General features: G+C 66.6%; 13 protein-coding genes. 5 read left to right on the top strand and 8 right to left on the bottom strand.

The genetic code is table 11. The annotated features are described in order from the left end of the window. Positions 1–4 precede the first annotated feature (4 nt). From AAHS21_RS12835 to AAHS21_RS12815, 5 genes are all read right to left on the bottom strand, one after another. Positions 5–1,651, bottom strand: coding sequence for an NAD-dependent malic enzyme (locus AAHS21_RS12835; protein ID WP_342928046.1), 1,647 nt, complete (start codon positions 1,649–1,651; stop codon positions 5–7). A 109-nt stretch (positions 1,652–1,760) separates the two neighbouring features. After that, positions 1,761–2,339, bottom strand: a complete 579-nt coding sequence (locus AAHS21_RS12830) for a rhodanese-like domain-containing protein (RefSeq protein ID WP_342928045.1) — start codon at positions 2,337–2,339, stop codon at positions 1,761–1,763. A gap of 92 nt (positions 2,340–2,431) precedes the next feature. After that, complete coding sequence (locus tag AAHS21_RS12825) at positions 2,432–3,784, bottom strand: MBL fold metallo-hydrolase (protein ID WP_342928219.1); 1,353 nt, start codon at positions 3,782–3,784, stop codon at positions 2,432–2,434. 150 nt (positions 3,785–3,934) lie between these two features. Continuing rightward, positions 3,935–4,201: a hypothetical protein gene (locus AAHS21_RS12820; RefSeq protein WP_342928044.1), complete on the bottom strand. Its 267-nt coding sequence runs from the start codon at positions 4,199–4,201 to the stop codon at positions 3,935–3,937. A gap of 101 nt (positions 4,202–4,302) precedes the next feature. After that, positions 4,303–8,499 (bottom strand): bifunctional nitrate reductase/sulfite reductase flavoprotein subunit alpha, encoded by a 4,197-nt coding sequence (locus AAHS21_RS12815; RefSeq protein WP_342928218.1) that lies wholly within the window; start codon positions 8,497–8,499, stop codon positions 4,303–4,305. A gap of 354 nt (positions 8,500–8,853) precedes the next feature. On the opposite strand from AAHS21_RS12815, the gene AAHS21_RS12810 reads away from it, so the two are divergent. After that, a complete protein-coding gene (locus AAHS21_RS12810) occupies positions 8,854–9,309 on the top strand; it encodes an LppP/LprE family lipoprotein (protein WP_342928217.1) in 456 nt (151 codons plus the stop codon). Positions 9,310–9,468: 159 nt separating this feature from the next. After that, complete coding sequence (locus AAHS21_RS12805) at positions 9,469–10,869, top strand: nitrate/nitrite transporter (RefSeq protein WP_342928043.1); 1,401 nt, start codon at positions 9,469–9,471, stop codon at positions 10,867–10,869. Positions 10,870–10,878: 9 nt separating this feature from the next. On the opposite strand, the gene AAHS21_RS12800 is transcribed toward AAHS21_RS12805, so the two are convergent. Then, on the bottom strand, positions 10,879–12,825 hold the full coding sequence (locus tag AAHS21_RS12800; RefSeq protein ID WP_342928042.1) for an acyl-CoA dehydrogenase: 1,947 nt from the start codon (positions 12,823–12,825) through the stop codon (positions 10,879–10,881). A gap of 181 nt (positions 12,826–13,006) precedes the next feature. Here AAHS21_RS12800 and AAHS21_RS12795 point away from each other — a divergent pair, with 181 nt between their 5' ends. Continuing rightward, positions 13,007–14,128: an esterase-like activity of phytase family protein gene (locus AAHS21_RS12795; RefSeq protein WP_342928041.1), complete on the top strand. Its 1,122-nt coding sequence runs from the start codon at positions 13,007–13,009 to the stop codon at positions 14,126–14,128. Here AAHS21_RS12795 and AAHS21_RS12790 read toward each other — a convergent pair. Together AAHS21_RS12790 and AAHS21_RS12785 are read right to left on the bottom strand one after the other, a co-directional pair. After that, positions 14,087–16,654, bottom strand: coding sequence for an ATP-binding cassette domain-containing protein (locus tag AAHS21_RS12790; RefSeq protein ID WP_342928216.1), 2,568 nt, complete (start codon positions 16,652–16,654; stop codon positions 14,087–14,089). The genes AAHS21_RS12795 and AAHS21_RS12790 overlap by 42 nt on opposite strands. Before the next feature lie 101 nt (positions 16,655–16,755). After that, positions 16,756–17,232, bottom strand: coding sequence for a MarR family transcriptional regulator (locus AAHS21_RS12785; RefSeq protein WP_342928040.1), 477 nt, complete (start codon positions 17,230–17,232; stop codon positions 16,756–16,758). A 128-nt stretch (positions 17,233–17,360) separates the two neighbouring features. On the opposite strand from AAHS21_RS12785, the gene AAHS21_RS12780 reads away from it, so the two are divergent. Together AAHS21_RS12780 and AAHS21_RS12775 are read left to right on the top strand one after the other, a co-directional pair. Beyond that, positions 17,361–19,403, top strand: a complete 2,043-nt coding sequence (locus AAHS21_RS12780) for an ATP-binding cassette domain-containing protein (RefSeq protein ID WP_342928039.1) — start codon at positions 17,361–17,363, stop codon at positions 19,401–19,403. Further along, entirely contained in the window at positions 19,400–20,263 is an 864-nt protein-coding gene (locus AAHS21_RS12775; RefSeq protein WP_342928038.1) for an energy-coupling factor transporter transmembrane protein EcfT, read from the top strand. Before AAHS21_RS12780 ends, AAHS21_RS12775 begins: the two co-directional genes overlap by 4 nt. Positions 20,264–20,284 lie beyond the last annotated feature (21 nt).

Genomic DNA, 20,284 nt, shown 5'->3' with positions numbered 1-20,284 from the left:
GTTTTCAGTCGTAGACCGGTGCCCAGGTGGTTTCCGCCACCGCCTGCGCGACATCGTCGTGGCGAGTCGTGGCCACCCCGTCGTCGACGGCGGCGTGGTAGACCGCCTCGGCGACCGCGGTGGAGATTTGGCGCAGGTTCTGCACATCCGGCAACAGCGAGTCTCCCATATTCGTCGGGCTAGCTTGCCGCACAATCGCTTTCGCGGCGGCCTGCAGCATGCCCGGGGTGACCCTGTTGGCTCGGGCGACAATGATCCCGAGTCCGATACCCGGGAAGACCAGGACGTTGTTGGCCTGGCCGATGGTGTAGGTGGTTCCGTTGTATTCGACGGGGGCGACGGGGGTTCCGGTGGTAATCAGCGCCTTCCCGCCCGACCAGTTCAGCACGTCGACCGGCATGGCCTCCATGCGTGAGGTCGGGTTGGACAGCGGGAAGATCATCGGCCGCTGGCAGCACGCGCTCATCGCCTCCACGGCTTCCTGGGTGAATGCGCCGAATACCGTTGAGGCACCCAACAAGATGGTCGGCGAGGCGAGCTTGATCGCGTCCACCAATCCCACCCGGTCGCCGTCGGCCACACCGAGTTGCTTGCGGTTCTTCGCATACGGCACCTGAAATGCGCGCAGGTCGTCCATGTCGTCGAACAGCAGGCCTTGCTTGTCGATCGGCCAGATCCGTGACCTGGCCTGCTCGATGGAGGCGCCGTCGGCGACCATCGCGTCACGGATCTGGTCGGCGACGCCGATCCCGGCGGTGCCGGCGCCGAACACGATCACTGTCTGCTCGCGCAGCGGGGTCGCGGTGACATGGCACCCGCCGTAGATGGCGGCCACCACGACCGCGCCGGTGCCCTGGATGTCGTCGTTGAAGATGCAGTAGTCGTCGCCGTAGGTCCGCAAGATGTTGCGTGCGTTGACCGGACCAAAGTCCTCGAAATGCAGGATCGCCTTGGGGAACAGCCGGTGAGCCGTTTCGATGTACTTCTTGATAAACGCGTCGTACTCCTCGCCGCGGCGGCGGGCGTGCCGATTGCCCAGGTAGAACGGGTCCTGCAGAAGCTGTTCGTTATCGGTGCCGACGTCGAGGGAGACCGCGATGCAGCGGCGGGGATCGATGCCGCCGCCCGCGGTGTAAAGCGCCAACTTGCCCACCGCGATCTGGATGCCCCCTACGCCCCAGTCGCCGATGCCCAGGATGGCTTCGGCGTCGGTGCACACGATCAGGTCGACGTCGTCGGGTCCCAGCCCGAAGGTCTCGAAGGCATCGTTGATGTCCTCGGGCTCGTCGATGCTCAGAAACAGTCCACGCTGCCCGCGGTATTCGTCGGAGAAGCGCTGGATCGCCTCCCCGACGGTGGGCGTGTACACCACCGGCATCAGTTCGGGCAGATGGTCTTCCAGCACCTTGTAGTACAGCAACTCATGCCGGTAATGCAGCTGCTCGAGTAGCAGATTGCGACCCAAATCCGTTGCCAGGCTTTGCAATTGATGCCATACCCGGTCGGCCTGTTGCTCGAGTGTGAGAACGGCCGACGGCAGCCGGCCGGTCAAGCCCAGCTTGTGCCGCTGCTCGTGGGTAAAGCCGACCCCGCGATTCAGGCTCGGCGAGGACATCGCGAGCGGGATCCGGGGCGTGTGGGGGTCGCTCATCGCGGCCTCCGTCCGATGGCTGGGCGCATGAGGTCACGTTAGCCCTGTCCCGGTGAACGCAACCTAACGAGAACTTGAAGGGCAGCCCGCTGCGATGCGCGAAGCGCCGTCAGGCGCCGAGCCGCGCCACGATTGTCTCGGCATCGGCCGTCGCCGCACGGTTGTACGGCAATTTGGACAGCGCCGTTGCCATCGCGCACGTGTTGGAGATCGCGGCATACGTCAAGCCCGCCCCGATCGCGCCGGCCAGCCATTTGAGTCGCGGCACGGCGAGGCTGCCAACGACCGACGACAGCACGACCGATCCCGCGACCAGACGTACCTGACGCTCGAGATCCCAACGCGGAGCACCGCGGTCGACCGCGAAACCTCGTCTCTCCCAATCGGTGATGCCGTTCTGCAGGACACGCCCGCTGGCCAGACCCGCGTTTCGCAACAGCGTTTGCGCCTTGGTGGCCCGTTGGCCCGAGCGACACACCAGCACGACATCGGGGTCGTCGTCCAAGCGCTGGGCAACGGCAGGGCCGTGTTCATCCACAACGTCGAGCGGAACGTTGTAAGACCCGGCGATGTGCGAGGTTTCGAACTCGGCGGGCGTCCGGACGTCGATGACCCGTGGGGCCGTGGGCGATTCCAGCAACGTCCGAAGCTCTGCCGAGGTGATGACATCGGCGCTCGATGCGTTCATTGTCAGCTCCCGTATTAGGCGGCAATGAGTTATCACTACCCGGGTCCGTCGGGAACTACAGGTTTTACTTCAGAATGAGTTTTTGCCCCGCCTCACCCGCTGGACGTGGTGATCCCGAGTTTTTCGGCGCTGCCGAAATCGTCGTCGATCAGCACGACGCGCAACTGGTGCCGGTCCAGCAGCGCGGCGGCGATCGACGCCCGGTAGCCGCTTGCGCAATGGATCCATAGCTCGCGGTCGGGCGGGATCTCGGCGACACGTCCGGTCAGTTCGTGCAGTGCGACATTGAGCGCCCCGCGCACATGGCCGCTGTCGAATTCCCCGCGCTGGCGCACGTCCAGCACCAGGACCCGGTCCATGTCGAGAATGGCGGCCAGTTCGCCGAAGTCGGCGACGCGGTAGCTCCGCAGCTGCGCCCCACCGGCGAGCTCGCGGATGTCACAGCTGGCGCTGCCGGTGAGGTGGTCGACGCCGATGCGGGAAAGCTCACGCTGCGCCTCGGCGATCTGCTTGGCGCCGTCGCCGATCAGGGTCAGCGGCGCGCCCCAACTGTAGAGCCAGCCGAGGTAGTTGACGAACGAGCCGGACAGCTCGAAGCCGTATGTGCCCGACAGATGTCCAGCCGCGAACGCAGTCCGGTTGCGCAGGTCGACGACCCATTCGCCGGCATTGATTCTCCTGCGCAACTCGCCCGGATCGACCGGCGTGAGCGGCGAAAGGTCGGCTGCCGCAGGACCTTTCCGGTTGATCACGCCCATGTGTGCGTAGTAAGCCGGGAAGTCGGCCAGACCCGCGAGAAGGCCGTCCACGTAGTCCTGCTCCTCCTGGGTCAGCGCGGGATTCTTGTCGCGCTGATCTCCGATGGTGGAGTCGTCGCCGTCGGTGGGTGCGGCCGAGCAGAAGCTCCCGAATCCGTGGGTGGGATAGACGGGAGTCGATGGGGGCAGCTCGTCGGCGAGGCGTCGAACCGAATGGTATTGCAGCCGAGTCAATTCCTCGGTGTGCTCGTCGCCGAGTAGGTCGGTCCTTCCGGTGCTGCCGAAGAGCATCGACCCACCACTGAATACCCCGAGTGTGTCCCCGGATTCGTCGCGGAGCACGTAGCTGACGTGATGGTGCGTGTGCCCCGGAGTGAACAGGGTGTCCAGGTGAATTTCGCCGGTATCGATGCGGTCGCCGTCACTGGCTGCGCGGCAAGAGAATTCGACGTCTTCGCCAGCCGGAAGAACGTATTCGGCTCCGGTCGCCGCGGAAAGCGCTAAGCCGCCGGTCACGTAGTCGTTGTGGATGTGTGTTTCGAGGACATGCGTGATCCGCGCGTCGCCGGCGAGCTCCAGCACCCGATCGATGTCGCGCTGGGGGTCGATGACGACGGCTACCTCGCCGTCGCTCACGAGATAGCTGCGATCACCCAGCCCGGAGGTCTCGACAATCGATACGTCCACCATGCTTGTGCCCCGTCCACCGTCGTTGCCCGACGGTACGGCCGCAGCGCTGGACGTGCGTTGTCGCGAACACCGTCGCGGGGATGCGTGATTGACAATCGTGGCGGTTTGCTATCCGCCGTTCACGTCCCAGAAGGGCGACTCCGCGTGCTACCCGGCGTGGCGGCGATCGTCGCTCAGCCACTCACGCGTGTGACCCGCATCGGAGTCGAGCAGGCCGTTTTCGGTGGCGGGGTCGGCGGCGTTTGCGTCTGACCCGTTTTTGAGCGCGCACCAACGCTTGCGCAGCAGGTGCTGCGCGTAGACCTTGTCGCGCTGGGCGTAGGAGAACGCGAAATCCAGGTTGATCGGCAGTCCCGCCCACGCAACTTCGCCCGTCGGTAATTCCTGGTCACCGAGGTGTTCGTCAGTCGACATGCGGGCACCCCTTCATAGCTGTCGCACCAGTTGTTGAGCACATGGTGCGACAGCGATGTTTCGGCCACGCTTGTCCGGCGTTTCCGCCGTATTACGAAGTCCTAGTAGACGTCGCGGTGGTAGCGCTTGTCGGCGCTGAGCGACTGGACGTAGTCTTTTGCCTCGTCCAGGTCGAGGTTGCCGTGCTCGGCCGCGATGTCGCACAGCGCGCGGTCGACGTCTTTGGCCATCGGGTCGGCACTGCCGCAGACATACAGTTGGGCGCCGTCCTGCAACCAGCTCCACAGCTCGGCGCCACGCTTGCGCATCAGGTGCTGGACGTAGACCTTCTCTTGCTGGTCCCGGGAGAACGCCAGGTCCAGCTCGGTGAGGAGCCCGTCGGCGTGCATCTTCTCGATCTCGTCGCGGTAGTAGTAGTCGGTCTCGGCGTGCTGTTCGCCGAAGAACAGCCAGTTGGGCCCGGTGTGGCCGAGGGCGCGGCGCTCCTGCAGGAAGCCGCGGAACGGCGCGATGCCGGTTCCTGGCCCGATCATGATCATCGGCGTCGCTGACTCACGCGGCGGCCGGAAATTGCTCGACGGCTGCAGGTAGACAGCGACGCGATCACCGGGGGAGCGGTCGGCAAGGTAGGTCGAACACACCCCGCGGCGGGGGACGCCCTGGAAGTTGTAGCGCACCGGAGAGACGGTCAGGTGAGCTTCGCCCGGGCACTCCTTGGGGCTTGACGAGATCGAGTACAGCCGCGGTTGCAGGCGTTTGAGGACGCGCAGCCACTCGTGGGCCGACGCGTAGACCGGCAGCTGCGCCAGCAGGTCGATGGACTGGCGCCCCCACGTCCAATTGCTCAGGGCGGCTTTGTTTTCCGGCCGCAGCAGTTCCGCGAGTTTCGGGTCACCGGTGCGCTCCTGCACGAACCGCACCAGGTCCCGGCTGATGTGGGCGATCTCGATTCGCTCGGTGAGCGCGGAACGCAGCGACATCAGGCCGTGCTCGCCGACCTCGACCGGCGTCTGCCCGTTCAGTCCGGTGACCGACAGCCATTCGTCGACCAGCTGGTCGTTATTGCGCGGCCACACCCCGAGCGCGTCGCCCGCTTCGTAGCTGGCGGCCTCATCGGAAACGTCGAAGACGATCTGCCGCACGTCTTTTGCGGAGTTCGGCCCGCTGAGGGTGATGTTGCTGATCATGTCGGTGACCAGCGGGCGCTTCTTGTTGTACGCGGGTGCCTGGGGACGGGCCGCCGGACGGGGCGCGGACGTGGCGGGGGCCGCCGCCGGGGCACCGACGCGGGTGGGGGTGCGCCGCAGCGCCTCGATCACCCCGCTCATCCACCCGGCAGCGGCCTCCTCGTAGTCGGGTTCGCAGTCGACGCGGTTGACGATCCGGGTCGCGCCCAGCTCCGCCAGCCGCTCGTCGAGCTTGCGCCCGAAACCGCAGAAGTCGTCGTAGTTGGAGTCGCCCAGGGCCAATACGGCATAGCGGGTACCAGACAGCCGCGGTGCGCTGTCGCCGGTCAGCGCGCGCCACAGTGCGGCACCGTTGTCGGGGGCGTCGCCGTCGCCGGTGGTGCTGGTGATCACCAGCAGTTCCCGCGTGGTGGCCAGGTCGGCCACCGGGAAGTCATCCATGCTGTGCAACGCGACCTGCAGCGACGCCTCTGCGAGCTGGGCAACGCAGTCGGCGGCGAGTTCTTCGGCGTTGCCGGTCTGCGACGCCCACAACACCACCACCGGAGCCTGCTTGCGTTCCGCCGCGGTTGCCGGGGCCGCGGGCGGGCCGGCTGGTGCCTGCGCGGCGGGGGAGACCGGGGTAAAAGCCGGCATCGGCGCCGGTGTCTCGGTACGCGCGAACATCCCCGCGAGCAGACCGTCCACCCACAGCCGGGTGTTGGCGTCGAGTGGGGCGTTGAGCGGCAGGGTGGGGACCCCGGCCGTGCGGCGGCCGGCCTCCGAGCGCAATCCGGCCAGCACCCCGGCCAGATAGGTGCGGCCCAGTGGACCCAACTGGGGAGCAGGTTCGTTTGCGACACCGAGGATTTCGGCGAGGGCGTCAACCTGTGACACGCTGATTTCCATAACTTCGGTAGGAGCAGGCTCTGCTGTGCCGGTGGCCAACGACGGCTCCGGCTCTGTGTCGGATTCGGTTGTGCCGGCGGCGATCTTGGTGACGGTAATCGCGCACGCCTTGAACTCGGGCTGGAAAGACACCGGGTCCACGGCGTCGTTGGTGACCGCGTTGATCGACAAATATTCGCCGAACGCGTCGTTCCAGTGGAAGGGCGCAAAACAGTTGCCCGGCCGCACCCGGTCGGTGACCACGGCAGGAAGCACGGCTCGCCCACGGCGCGAAGCGATTTCGACCCGATCGCCATCGGCGATCTCGAGCCGCGCGGCGTCGTCCGGGTGGATTTCGACGAACGGTCCCGAGTTGAGTTTGTTGAGCTTGGCCACCTTGCCGGTCTTGGTCATCGTGTGCCACTGGTGCGGAAGACGACCGGTGTTGAGCAGGAACGGGTAGTCGTCATCCGGCATCTCGTCGGGTGACAGGTGCGGTCGGGCGAAGAACATCGCCCGGCCGTTCGCGGTGGGGAAGGCCAACCGTGGCACGGTGCCGTCTTCGCGAACCAGCTGAGTCTGGCTGACGCCGTCGTTGCGGTAGCGGATCGGGTTGCGGTCATCGGTGCCATCGGGCGGGCACGGCCACTGCAGCGGAGTCTGCCGCAGCCGGTCATAGCTCGCACCGCGCAGGTCGTAGCCCGTCTTGGGATTCCAGAACCGCTTGATCTCCTCGAACACTTCCTCGGCGCAGTCATAGCTGAAGGAATCCGAAAAGCCCATCTCGCAGGCGATTCGGGCGATGATCTGCCAGTCCGGCATCGCCTGTCCGGGCGCTTGCACGGCCGGCTGGAACAGCGTCAGGTTGCGCTCGGAGTTGATCATCACGCCCTCGGACTCGGTCCACAGGGCGGCGGGCAGCAACACGTCGGCGTAGCCGTTGGTCTCGGTCTCGAGGAAGGCGTCCTGGGCGATCACCAGCTCGGCGTTTTCCAGACCGGCCAGCACTGTTTTCCGATTGGCAACGCTGGCAACGGGATTGGTGCAGATGATCCAGCAGGCCTTGATCTCGCCATTGGCCATGCGGGAGAACATGTCGACGGTGCCCGTACCGACCTCGGTGCGCAGCGTTCCGCGGGGGACGCCCCACTGGTCCTCGACAAAGTCGCGATCGGCCGCCGAAGTCACCACCCGCTGGCCCGGCAGACCCGGCCCCATGTAACCCATTTCGCGCCCGCCCATCGCGTTGGGCTGCCCGGTGAGCGAGAACGGGCCGCTGCCCGGCTTGCAGATCGCCCCGGTCGCCAAGTGCAGGTTGCAGATCGCATTGGTGTTCCAGGTGCCGTGGGTGCTCTGATTGAGCCCCATCGTCCAGCAGGTCACGAAGTTCTCGGCTTCTCCGATCCAGCGAGCCGCGGTGCGGATGTCGTCGGCGGGGATGCCCGTGGTCTTGCTGACCCGCTCCGGCGTGAAGTGTTCGAGGAAACTCGGCATCTCGTCCCAGCCCTCGGTGAACTCGGCGATGAATTCCGGTTCGGTGTGGCCGTTTTCGACGATCAGGTGCAGCAGTCCGTTGAGCAGAGCGAGGTCTGTGCCAGACGAGATCTGCAGGAAGAGGTCGGCCTTCTCCGCGGTCGCGGTGCGGCGCGGGTCGACGACGATAAGCTTGGCGCCGGCCTTGATCCGATCCATCATCCGCAGGAACAGGATCGGATGGCAGTCGGCCATATTGGCGCCGATGACGAAGAAGACGTCGGCCTTCTCGAAATCCTGATAGGACCCGGGCGGTCCGTCCGCGCCCAGCGACAGCTTGTAGCCGGACCCCGCGCTGGCCATGCACAGTCGCGAGTTCGACTCGATCTGGTTGGTGCCGATGAACCCCTTGGTCAACTTGTTCGCGAGGTACTGCGCCTCCAGCGACATCTGTCCGGACACGTACAGGGCGAAGGCATCCGGGCCGTGCTCGTCGATGATGGCCCGCAGCTGCGTGGCGGACCGGGTGATCGCGGCGTCGATGTCGATCCGGTCCAGGGATTCGCCACGGTCGGCGCGCCAATACGCCGAATCCATCCGGCCCGGAGCGGCCAGCATGTCCGCGGTCGTGGTGCCTTTGGTGCACAGGCGGCCGAAGTTGGCCGGGTGGCTTTTGTTTCCAACAGATTTCGTGACGTGACGGCCGTCGCTGTCCGGATCGGTTGTGATCTGCAGCACCATGCCGCAGCCCACGCCGCAGTAGGCGCACATGCTGTTCACGGTGTCTTGACCGTGGTCTGCAGCCACGCCTACGACCTCCTTCCGGGCGCGCAAGGATCTATCCGCTAAATCGTGCGACAAGGATGTTTCGGCATCGGACGTCCGATGTTTCCGCCGTTTTACGGCTTGATCTCACCGGCGCCGGACGCAAATGTGAGATGTCCGGGAAATCCGCCGCCAAGCGCGTAGCCGCAGGTCAGCATTGATCCGCGACTGGGGCCAGATTACCCACGGATCCTTCGGAATTTCCCCTCAGAACAGGGGTTCCGACCAAACAAATGGCACATTCACAGTTTTCGCTAAGCTCACAATGTGCGTCGTCACTTTGTGATTTTTCTGGCTTTCTTGGCCGCGTCTTGTGGCGGAAAACCAACGGCACCGCCGGCGTCGTCGCGAGCGGACACGTGCAAGGAGTCCGACGGGCCCAGTGCCGCGACCGTGCGCCAGGCCATCGCCGCCGTTCCGATCGAGGTTGCCGGGTCGAGTTGGGTCGAGATCGGTCGCGGGCACACCAGGAATTGCCGGTTGTACTGGGTGCAGATCATCCCGACCATTGCCAGCGAGTCGACTCCCCAGCAGCTGGTGTTCTTCGACCACGACAGGCCGCTGGGTACACCGACGCCAAACCCCAAGCCGTACATCACCGTGTTGCCCGGCAGCGACAACGATGCGGTCACGGTTCAGTACCAATGGCAGACCGGGAACGAAGAGCCTTGTTGTCCCAAGGGAATCGGCACCGTTAAGTTCCACATCGGGCCCGACGGCACACTGCAAGCGCTCGGCAAGATTCCGCACCAATAGGTCTACCGCACATGACGTTCCGACATTCCGCCGCATTAGGTCCTGGTATCGAAGGGATTACGGTGCCCGCACGAGGCGATGCTTCCAGTATTTCCACAGGAATTCACCAGCGATTCCGGGCCGAATTCGCGAGCCACCGTCGTTCGAACGGTCAAGCGAGTGGGTAGTTCACGTCACCTCTCGCATTGGGACGCAGAAGATCTCGAGGCGTGGGAGGCAGGCGGCAAGACCATCGCGCGACGCAACCTGTTCTGGTCCGCGGCGATCGTGCACCTCGGTTATGCGATATGGGCCCTCTGGCCGGTGATGGCACTGTTCATGCCCCGAGACGTCTATGGCTTTTCCGCCGGCGACAAGCTGTTGCTCGGTGTCACCGCCACCCTGGTCGGGGCATGCCTGCGGCCGACGTACGCCGTGGCGACGGCAATCTTCGGCGGCCGCAACTTGGCCATGTTCTCGGCCTTCGTCCTGGTGGTCCCGGTCATCGGGGCCATGGTGCTGCTGGCTCATCCGGGGCTGCCGTTGTGGCCGTACCTGGTGTGCGCGGCCCTGTCCGGCATGGGCGGCGGCAACTTCGCGGCCTCGGCGAGCAACGCCAACTCCTTCTATCCACACCGGCTCAAGGGCGCGGCGCTCGGGCTCGCCGGCGGGATCGGCAATCTCGGCGTGCCGGTGATCCAGATCGTCGGGCTGGTGGTCATCGCTGCCGCGGGCGACCGGCAACCGTACTGGGTGTGCGGCCTGTACGTGGTCCTGTTGATGGTCGCGGGCATCGGCGCCACGTTCTTCATGAACAACGTCGCCCAGCACCGGGTGGAGCCCGGCCGGCTGCGATCGATGCTGTCCGCCGTGCTTTCCACGCGTGACACCTGGCTGCTCTCGCTGCTGTACCTCGGCACCTTCGGGACATTCATCGGGTTCTCGTTCGCGTTCGCCCAGGTACTGCAGACCAGCTTCGTGGCCGGCGGGCAGACTAATTCCCAGGCCGCGCTGCACGCCGCCGAACTGGCCTTCATCGGACCGCTGCTGGCCGCGGTGTCCCGCATCTACGGCGGCCGGCTGGCCGACCGCCTCGGCGGGGGCCGCGTCACGTTCGTGGTGTTCGTCAGCATGGTGGTGGCCGCCGGGCTGCTGATCACGGTCGGCACCATCGAGGATCCGCACGCCGGGCCGGTCAGCCGCTCGGCGATGGCGGGCTACGTCACCTGCTTCATCGCCCTGTTCACCTTGGCCGGGTTGGGCAATGGATCGGTCTACAAGATGATCCCGACCATCTTCGAAACGTGCGGCCGGAACCTGGATATGGACGAGGATGACCAGCGACAGTGGTCCCGCGTGATCTCGGGCATCGTCATCGGTTTCGTCGCCGGCGCCGGGTCGTTGGGTGGCGTCGGGATCAACCTCGCGTTGCGCCAGTCCTACGTCAGCACCGGCACGATGACGTCGGCGTTCTGGATCTTCCTGGCCGTCTACGTCGCCGCCGCGCTGCTGACCTGGGTCAGGTACGTGCGGCGCCCGCTGAGCGTGCGCAGCCTCGCCGATGCGGTCGACGCCGGTTGAGCGGGGTGTTCAGTCGGCTTCGGGCAGGTTTTCCGGGTGCAGCATCTCGGCGTAGCGCAACGGCTCCGGGATGCCGAAGCCGTCAACCAGTGTCTTGGCATGCGGGCGCAGGGCCCGGCACCGGTCGTTGATGCCGCGGGTCACCGCCTTGGCCCGCCCGGTGGACAGGTAACCGTGCTCGATGTACCAGGCCTTGTCTTCTTCGATCACCGAAAGCGCGTACAGGTCGCAGACGACCTCCAGTAGCTCACGGGCCGCGTCGTTTTCGCAGGCGTCGATACCGGCGACGAATGCTTCCAACACGATCCGGTCGATGTGTGCGCTCGCCGCGTGCAGCACGTGATCCTGCACGGCGTTGAACGCGTCGAACTCCGACATCTCCTTGGACTTGCCCTGCAGGCGTCGCGCGACCGAAGACAGTAGGTATTCCTCGCGCTCTTCGAACATGTTCACCTGGGTACCGCGGTTGAACAGGCTGCCCTCTTCTTCGCTGTCCTGGCGGGAGTCGACGATGGTTTGCATAATCGCTTCGGCCGCAGTACGTTTCAGCACCCGCGTACCAACGGTGTTGGCCGCGAACCGAACCCAATCGACCGGGCTCATACTCTTGATGTCGTCGGCGTAGGCGGTCAGCAGTTCCTTGGCCACCAGCTGGGTCAGCACGTGGTTGTCACCCTCGAAGGTGGTGAACACGTCGGTGTCAGCCCGCAGGGCGATCAGCCGGTTCTCGGCCATGTAGCCCGCGCCGCCACACGCTTCGCGCGCCTCCTGAATGGCACGGCTGGCGTGCCAGGTGTTGGCCGCTTTCAGGCCGGCGGCACGCGATTCCAGCTCGCGCTGCTCTTCGGCGTCGGGAAAGTCCGACGTCTGCAGGTCGTGGCACTTGGACACCAGCTCGTTCTGGGCGAACTGCAGCGCATACGACTTGGCTATCAACGGGAACAGCCGCCGCTGGTGCACCAGGTAGTCCATGATCAGGACTTCGCCCTCGTCGTCGGGAGCGCTGAACTGCCTGCGCTGCAACGCATATCGAGTGGCGATGTCCAGCGCGACGCGGGCGGCGTTACCGGCGCTGCCGCCGACGGTGATCCTGCCACGGATCAGCGTGCCGATCATCGTGAAGAACCGGCGGTTCGCGTTGTCGATCGGGGAGCTGTACGTGCCGTCCGCGGCGACGTCGCCGTACTTGTTCAACAGGTTCACCCGCGGGACGCGGACATGGTCGAACATGATGCGGCCGTTGTCGACGCCGGGCAGGCCGCCCTTGTAGTGACAGTCCGACGTCGTCACGCCGGGCAGGTCGTTGCCGTCGGCGTCGCGGATCGGGACCAGGACACAGTGCACGCCGTGGTTGACCGGCTCACCGTTCTCGGTGGTGATCAGCTGCGCGAAAACGGCTGCGACCGTTGCCGTCTCGGCGGCCCCGCCGATGTAGTCCTTACGGGCGGTCGGGGTGGGGGAGTCGATGATGAACTCTTCGGTTTGCGCGTCGTAGGTCGCCGTCGTCTCCAGCGCCTGCACGTCGCTGCCGTGCCCGGTTTCGGTCATCGCGAAACAGCCGCGGAGCTCGAGGCTGATGACCTTTTTCACATACGGTTCGTGATGGCGCTCGGTGCCCAGGTTTTCGACGGCCCCACCGAACAGTCCCCACTGCACCCCGGCCTTGACCATCAGGGACAGATCCGACATCGCGAGCATCTCGATCATCGTGATCGCCGCGCCGACGTGGCCGGTGCCGCCGTGCTCCTTGCGGAATCCTTCGTCGGGGATGCCCGCGGCGGCGATGAGCTTCATCTGCTCGAACACCTTGGCGCGGGCCAGGACCGTGTTCGGCGTGTAGTGCGGCCGGAACTGATCCTGGCTTAGCCATTTGCGGGTCTCGTTCTTCGCGTCCCGGAAACGTCCGTCCAACGCGTCGCGCAGGTGCTCGGCAGTGTTTGTCGTGTCTGGCGCCATACCCGACGGTAACCTGCCGCCCGCTGCGCGGGGAACAACCCGCCGGTGTCGATCCTGTGGCGGTGAGTCAGCGTGGCGGGGGCGCCCGGATGCGATTAGATGACGTCATGTCCCGGCCCGCCACCGTGTCCGTGAACCCGGCGTCAGACGACGCCTGCCTGCTCGGCCTGGCAGTCGTTTGATGCGGGGCCGGTTGCTGGCGCTGGTCGGGTTATGCCTTTCCTGGTGGCTAGCGGGTTGTGATGCCGCGCGCCCTTCGGCTCCGCCGAGTCCGCCGCGGCCGGTGCTGGCTTATCTCGGTCAGGCGCAGGTCGCCTTCGGCACGAGCTTCGGTGGCACCGCGATCGGCGGGTTGTCCGCACTCAGCTACGACCCGGAGCGCGAACTCTACTACGTGATCAGCGACGACCGTTCGGAGAAAAACCCCGTCCGGTTCTACGTTGTGCAATTGTCGCTGTCGGACAAGGGAATTGACGGGGTTACCTTCACTGCCACCCACCCGCTGCTGGACCAGTCGGGTCAGCCGTTTCGGCCGCTGGCGCTCAACGCGCCGCAGCCGGTGGTTCCTCCCGACCCGGAGGGCATCGCGTTCGACCGCCTCCGGCAACGGTTGTATTGGAGTTCGGAAGGCGAGCGGCTGGCCGAGGGGCCGGTGCTGCTGGACCCGTGGGTCAGGACCGCCGGACTCGATGGCGCCTATCTGGGACAGTTCACGCTGCCGGCCAATCTGGCCATGTCCGCCCAGCAGACCGGACCGCGGCGCAACCGGGCGCTCGAGGGTGTGACGCTGACGCCTGACGGTCGATCGGTGTTCGCCTCGATGGAGGATCCGGGTTACAACGACGGCCCCGAGACCGGTGACGGGCACCGGGTGCTGACCCGGTTCACCAAATTCGACGTCGCCACCGGAAAGCCCATCGCCCAGTACGCCTACCCGATGGAGCCACCCACCCCGCCGGCGGAGGAGAACGGTGTCTCGGATCTGGTGGCGCTGACGGATACGACGTTTCTGGTGATCGAGCGGACCGATTCCATGCCGCAGACGATCCGCGTCTATCGGGCCGAGATCGGTTCTGCCACAGATGTATTGGATATGCCGTCGATGACGAACGTGATGTTGACGCCGATGACGAAGTCGTTGGCGGTCGACATGACAGCGACACCGGGCCTGTCGCCGCTGGGCAACATCGAAGGCATCACGCTGGGACCGAAGCTGGCCGATGGCCGTCAATCGGTCGTATTTGTCAGCGACAACAATTTCTCACCCAGGGGAATCACTCAGTTCCTGCTGTTCGCGATGTAGCGGCCGCGGGCCGATATCGCGGGCCGGCGGGCGTAGGCGGTACCGAGCAAAACCGGCCCACAGCGCGCCGAAGCTGGCGAGCACGATCATGTCGAACATCCACCAGCCCGCGTAATGCGTCCAGACCAGGATGTCGGCGGCCTGGGCGTCAACTCGGTGTAGGTCGACGGTCGAGGCGGATGCCGCGAAGCCCCACTGCGCGGGGACGAACCAGGAGATCTGGTCGTACCCCCAGGTTCCCACCAGGGTGATCAGGCCGCCGGCGAAAACCGCCGAGGCCAGAATCGCCGGGATCGCCAGTGGCAAAACCTCGCGCAGCGACGTGCCCATCGTCGACAGCGCCAGGCCCAGGACCGCCGAGACGATGGCCGTCAACGCCACGCCGACATACAGCTCGGCGGTGGCGTTGTTCAGCAACACAGCGCCGCGCGTCGGCTGGCCCTTGTCGGCGATGACGATCGCGAACACGATGCCCGCAAGCGCGGCCGCGGCCACGCCGAAGAAGACGATCTTGGCCGCCAGATACGCCGACGTCGAAAGCCCGACGGCTTGCTCGCGCCGGAAAACGCGCCGCTCGCCGGCCAGTTCGCGAATGGTCAGCGCGATACCCACGATGACCGCGGCGATGTTGAGTGCGGCCAGGATCTCGACGGCTTCATGGGGGTTGCGGCTCGTCGGGCCGGGCCGACCCAGGCCGGAGTCACCGGGAATCAGCAACGCCGAGCCCGCCAAGGCGAACGGCAGCGCCACCAAGAACAAGGTGTAGAGCGGGTCCGCGACCAGCAGCCGCACCTGGCGACGCGCGACCACCCAGGCCTGGCGGGTCAGGGTGGGCGCTGGCTGCGGCGGCCAGGGTGCGGCGACCTCGGGCGGTTCCGCCGGACCTTGTGCCTGGTGCCGTGCGGTGAACGCGCGGTGCGCCCCGTCGGGATCGGCGCTGATCCGCGCGAGAGCTTCGGACCAGTCCGCGGTGCCCAGCGCGGACTGGATCTGCGCGGGCGCCCCGGCGAAGGCCATCGTCCCGGCGGCCGTGAGCACTAGGACCTGGTCGCAGATCGTGAGGTGGGTCGGTGTCGTGGTGGCCACCACGACGACACAGCCAAGGTTGGCCTGACGCCGCAGTACGGCCATTACGTGATCTTCTTGCTCCTCATCGAGTCCGATGCCCGGCTCGTCGACCACAAGCAGGCTCGGCCGGGTGATCAGTTCGATCGCCACCGATGCGCACCGGCGTAGTTCCGGGGTGAGCTTGCCGATCCGCGTCATGCGGTGCGGTGTCAGCTCCACCTCTTCGAGCACCTGATCGACCACCCGGTTGCGATGCTCGGGCGTGGTATCGGGCGGCAGCCGTAACTCGGCGGTGTAGCGCAGGGCTCGTTCGACGGTCAGCCGCCGGTGCATGGTCTCGTTGCGTCCGACGATCCCGATGCGGGTGCGCATCGAGTCGGGTTCGGCATACACGTCGTGGCTGTCGACGGTGAGCTGCCCGGTGCTGGGCGTCCGGGTGCCGGCGAGTATCCCCAGCAGCGCCGAATTGCGGGCGGCCGACGGGCCGGTGACCGCGGTCAGCGTGCCCGGACGTGCCGTGAACGACACGCCCATGAGCATTTGCTGGCTGTCGGTGCCCAGTCCCAGCCGGTAGGCATTGACGCCGACCGTGCGGGCACCGGTCGCCAGCGGCAGCCGATAGGTCGTGTTCGGCTCCTCGGGGCGGAAGTTGGTGGTGGCCTCGGCGGGACGGCTTGCCCGCAGCTTGCGGGTCGCGTCGGTCATCCGCTCGATCAGGCCACGGCCCTTGGGCTGTTCCTCCGGCGCGACGGGTTGCTCTGGTGCCGCGGGCGGACGCGGAGGCGGCGCGGCCGGCGGCGGAGGTGCGGCCGGCGGCGGAGGTGCGGCCGGCGGAGGCGGCGGCGGCCCGACCGCGGGCGGAGGTGGCGCGGGCGGGGGTGATGGCGGCGGCACAGGTGGCCCGACCGCGGGCGGAGGCGGCAGCACCGGAGGGATGCGCTGCTCGACCGTCGGCTGTCGCGTTGGCCCGATCTGGATGCGCCGGGTCTCCTGTTGCGTCGGCATCTGCGGCGCGGCGGGCGGGGGCGGCGTCGGCGACCGCTGCGGCGGCGGTGCGACGGGCGCTGGCGGCATCGGCGGCGGCGGTGGGGGTGGCGGCATCGGCGGTCGCTGCATGGGCGGTGGCTGAGGCGCACGTTGCGGGGGACCGGGCGGTGGCCCTGGTGGGCTCGCGGGCGAGCCAAGCCGGAACACCAGCCGTGGCCCGCGCTGGGGATCGCCGAGCGCGATCGCGAGGCCGTCGCGAATGTCGACCGCGGGCACTCGAGAGCCGTCGACGAAGATGCCGCTGCGGCTCCTATCGATAGCGACCCAGCGCGTTTCGGCAAAGCGCAGCAGCACATCGGGCTGCGGAATCGGCGGTGGCGGGGCGGCGAAGCCCAGTCGATCCAGCGGGATGTCACACCAGTCCCCGTACGCCACGATCACGTCGCGGCCCGGGACAAACACGTACCGCATCGAGCCGACGAAGACGGTGAGCGGCGAGGCTGGGAAAGCGGAAGCCACTGACTAAGTGTCTACCCGCTGGCGGTCATCGACCCACAAGGGGTGCACGCCGGTCACAGTGTGTTGCGGCGCGGCGTCGCCGCGGCGTTGTCGAGCAGGCGGCGCAGCACCTGGACCGCCTCCGCGAGCACCTCGCGGTCGGCGGGCTCGAGCATCGCCAGTTGCGGTTCGATCGCGGCGGCACGGTCGGCCCGGACCGCGTTCAGGGTGCGTCGCCCTGCGTCGGTGATGCGGATCCGGACCGCACGGGCGTCGCCGGGGTCGACGGTTCGGCTAACCAGGCCTGCGTCTTCGAGTCGACGCACCTGGGTGGTCATCGTGGGTTGCGAGCAGTGGTCGACGGCGGCAAGGTCGCCGATGCGCGCTTCTCCGTGAACCTCGACAGTCGCGAGCAGCCTGGCCTGCGCCGACGGCAGCGGCATCTGGATACGTTGGGTAGCCAGTCGGTTCAGCCGCGCGACCACGGCGAGCAGGTCTGCGCCCAGCCCCTGCTGAAGCGCGACGTTTGCGGTGTCGACGACGTTGTCCATGGATCCATGCTTCCATAGCTTTGCTATGCGAGACCAACCGCTGTCCAGCTGATGCACAGAATCGTCCCGGCCAGCAAAGGGCCGCTAACTCAGGGCGCCCGGTGTGTCGGCCTGGCACAATCGAGAAAGTGACCTTGCGCCCTCTTCGGCACAGCACGAGCGGACCGCTGCAGCCGAACGAATTAGCTCAGGCCGCGGTGATGGGGGCGCTCTGTGCGGTGACCGCAATCGTCGCCGCGGTCATTCCGTTCGCTCAGGGTTTCGGCGTGCTGGGCACGGTGCCGATGGGGTTGCTCGCCTACCGCTTCCGTCCTCGGGTGCTGATCGCCTCGGCCGTCGCCGCGACGGTGATCGCGTTCTTGATTTCCGGAATGGGCAGTTCGGCGATGGTCGTCGACGCCGCCTGGGTCGGCGGGATATGCGGCATTGTCAAGCGCAAGGGCCGCGGCGTACCCACGGTGATCGTCTCGTCCCTGGTTGCCGGATTCCTCTGGGGCGCGGCCTGGGTCGGCGTGTTCGCGGTGCTGACCCGGTTGCGGCAGTTGATCTTTGGCGTCCTGACCGCGAACGTCAACGGGGTCGCCGCATTCTTGCGCTGGGTCCACCTGCCCAATGTCGCCCAGACGCTGCAGCGCTACGTCGCGGAGGGGCTGCAGTACTGGCCGTGGTTGGTGCTGCCGTACTTGATGTTCGTCGTCGTGCTGGTGACGCTGATCGGCTGGTCGGGGTTGTCGCGTCTGCTGGAACGGATGGGCGACATCCCCGGTGTGCACAAGTTGGATCCGCCCGACAACGAACTGCCTGCGGATGCCGGGATCGGTCCGGTGCCGGTGCGGCTGGACCGGGTGCGGTTCCGTTACCCCAAGGCGGCGAACGACGCACTGCGCGAAGTCAGCTTGGAGGTGCGAAGCGGGGAGCACGTCGCGATCACCGGCGCCAACGGCTCCGGCAAGACCACGCTGATGCTGATCCTGGCCGGCCGCCGGCCGACGTCGGGCACCGTGCACCGGCCCGGCGCGGTGGGTTTGGGGCGGCTGGGCGGCACCGCGCTTGTCCTGCAACACCCGAAGAGTCAGGTGCTGGGCACCCGGGTTGCCGACGACGTGGTGTGGGGCTTACCCCCGGACGCCAAGGTCGACGTGAGCCGGCTACTGCATGAGGTGGGCCTCGACGACCTTGCCGAAAGCGACACGTCAAGTCTGTCGGGCGGGCAGTTGCAGCGTCTGGCACTCGCCGGGGCGCTCGCCCGAGAGCCCGCATTGCTCATTGCCGACGAGGTCACGTCCATGATCGATCAGCGAGGTCGCGATGCCTTGCTGGACGTGATGTCGGGCCTCACCAAACGGCACCGGACCGCCCTGGTGCACATCACCCACTTCGACGACGAGGCCGCGTCGGCAAACCGCACGATCAATCTCAGCGAATCGTCGGATAACACCGACACGATCGGATTCGACGAATCGTTGGTGTCCAGCGCCGTGCCGCCGCGGCGGCACGACGCGGGAGCGATCGAACTCGTCGGCGTCGGGCACGAATACGCCAGTGGCACGCCGTGGGCCAAAATCGCCTTGCGCGATATCAACTTCGTCGCCGAGCAGGGTGATGGTGTGTTGATCCACGGTGACAACGGCTCGGGCAAGTCGACACTCGGGTGGATCATGGCCGGGCTGACGGTCCCCACCACGGGCACCTGCCTGATCGACGGTGAGCCCACCCATGAGCATGTCGGCGTGGTGGCGTTGGCATTTCAGTCGGCCCGGCTGCAATTGATGCGCAGCCACGTCAACCTGGAAGTGGCTTCGGCGGCGGGTTTTTCGCATGAGGACGAAGACCGGGTGGCCGCGGCATTGGGTTTGGTCGGGTTGCAGCCCGCGTTGGCGCAACGTCGCATCGACCAACTCAGCGGTGGCCAAATGCGCCGCGTGGTGCTGGCCGGGATGTTGGCGCGTTCGCCGCGAGCGCTCATTCTCGACGAGCCGCTGGCGGGATTGGACGTCGCGAGTCAGCGCGGGTTGCTGACGCTGCTGGAGCGGCTGCGCCGTGAGCAGGGTCTGACTCTGGTGGTGATCTCGCACGACAGCATCGGCCTGGAAGGAATTTGCCCGCGCACGTTGCATTTGCGCGACGGGGTGCTGGAAACGGTGCCCACCGCGACTGGGGGTGCAGCGTGACCGAGACCGCGTCATCACCGCGCGCCGCCAAGGGCGCCAACAAGAAACCCCGTCGTCCGGTGGTGCTGTTGGTTCCGGTCCCCGGAGACACCGTCATCCACAAGTTGTGGGCCGGCACCAAACTACTGGTCGTTGTCGGCACCGCGGTGCTGCTGACCTTCTATCCGGGTTGGGTCACTATCGGACTGCTCGGGGCCCTGACGATCGCGGCGGTGTGGCTGGCGCACATCCCGCGCGGTGCCATGCCATCGGTACCGCGCTGGATGTGGTTCATGATCGCGCTGGGCTTCATCACCGCCGCGGTCGCCGGCGGTAGTCCGGTGGTGTCGGCGGGCGGGCTTCATGTCGGACTCGGGGGATCACTGCATTTCCTGCGGGTGACCGCATTGACGATCCTGTTGATAGCACTCGGGGCGATCGTGTCCTGGACAACCAATGTCGCCGAAATCGGCCCCGCACTGGCAACTTTGGGCCGCCCGTTCAAGGTATTCCGGATCCCGGTCGACGAATGGGCCGTGACGTTGGCGCTGGCGTTGCGCGCCTTCCCGATGCTGATCGACGAGTTCCAGGTGCTCTACGCCGCCCGCCGGCTGCGTCCCAAGGAGTTGCCTGCGACCCGCAGGGCCCGGCGCAAGCAACAGGGCCGGGAGCTGATCGACCTGCTCGCGACGGCCATGGTCGTGACGTTGCGGCGCGCCGACGAGATGGGCGACGCGATCACCGCTCGCGGCGGCGCGGGCCAACTGTCGGCATCTCCGGCCCGGCCGAAACGGGCGGACTGGGTGGCGCTGGCGCTGTTTGTCGCGGCGGGGTCCGCCTCGGTGGTGATCGAGACAATGCTGCACACCACTCCGATTTAAGGCTTGTCGCGTAGCGTGAGC

The sequence above is a fragment of the Mycobacterium sp. 050272 genome, assembly GCF_039023525.1.
In the GTDB taxonomy this organism is placed as follows: Bacteria; Actinomycetota; Actinomycetes; order Mycobacteriales; family Mycobacteriaceae; genus Mycobacterium.
The sequence above is the reverse complement of the archived record's forward strand: the minus strand, read 5'-3'. Positions and strand labels throughout refer to the sequence as shown.

Bases quoted from the DNA above. Each gene is read 5' to 3' on its own strand.
- AAHS21_RS12835 (WP_342928046.1), bottom strand. From the start codon at position 1,651: ATGAGCGACCCCCACACGCCCCGGATCCCGCTCGCGATGTCCTCGCCG.
- AAHS21_RS12830 (WP_342928045.1), bottom strand. From the start codon at position 2,339: ATGAACGCATCGAGCGCCGATGTCATCACCTCGGCAGAGCTTCGGACG.
- AAHS21_RS12820 (WP_342928044.1), bottom strand. From the start codon at position 4,201: ATGTCGACTGACGAACACCTCGGTGACCAGGAATTACCGACGGGCGAA.
- AAHS21_RS12815 (WP_342928218.1), bottom strand. From the start codon at position 8,499: ATGTGCGCCTACTGCGGCGTGGGCTGCGGCATGGTGCTGCAGATCACA.
- AAHS21_RS12800 (WP_342928042.1), bottom strand. From the start codon at position 12,825: ATGGCGCCAGACACGACAAACACTGCCGAGCACCTGCGCGACGCGTTG.
- AAHS21_RS12795 (WP_342928041.1), top strand. From the start codon at position 13,007: ATGCGGGGCCGGTTGCTGGCGCTGGTCGGGTTATGCCTTTCCTGGTGG.
- AAHS21_RS12790 (WP_342928216.1), bottom strand. From the start codon at position 16,654: ATGCGGTACGTGTTTGTCCCGGGCCGCGACGTGATCGTGGCGTACGGG.
- AAHS21_RS12785 (WP_342928040.1), bottom strand. From the start codon at position 17,232: ATGGACAACGTCGTCGACACCGCAAACGTCGCGCTTCAGCAGGGGCTG.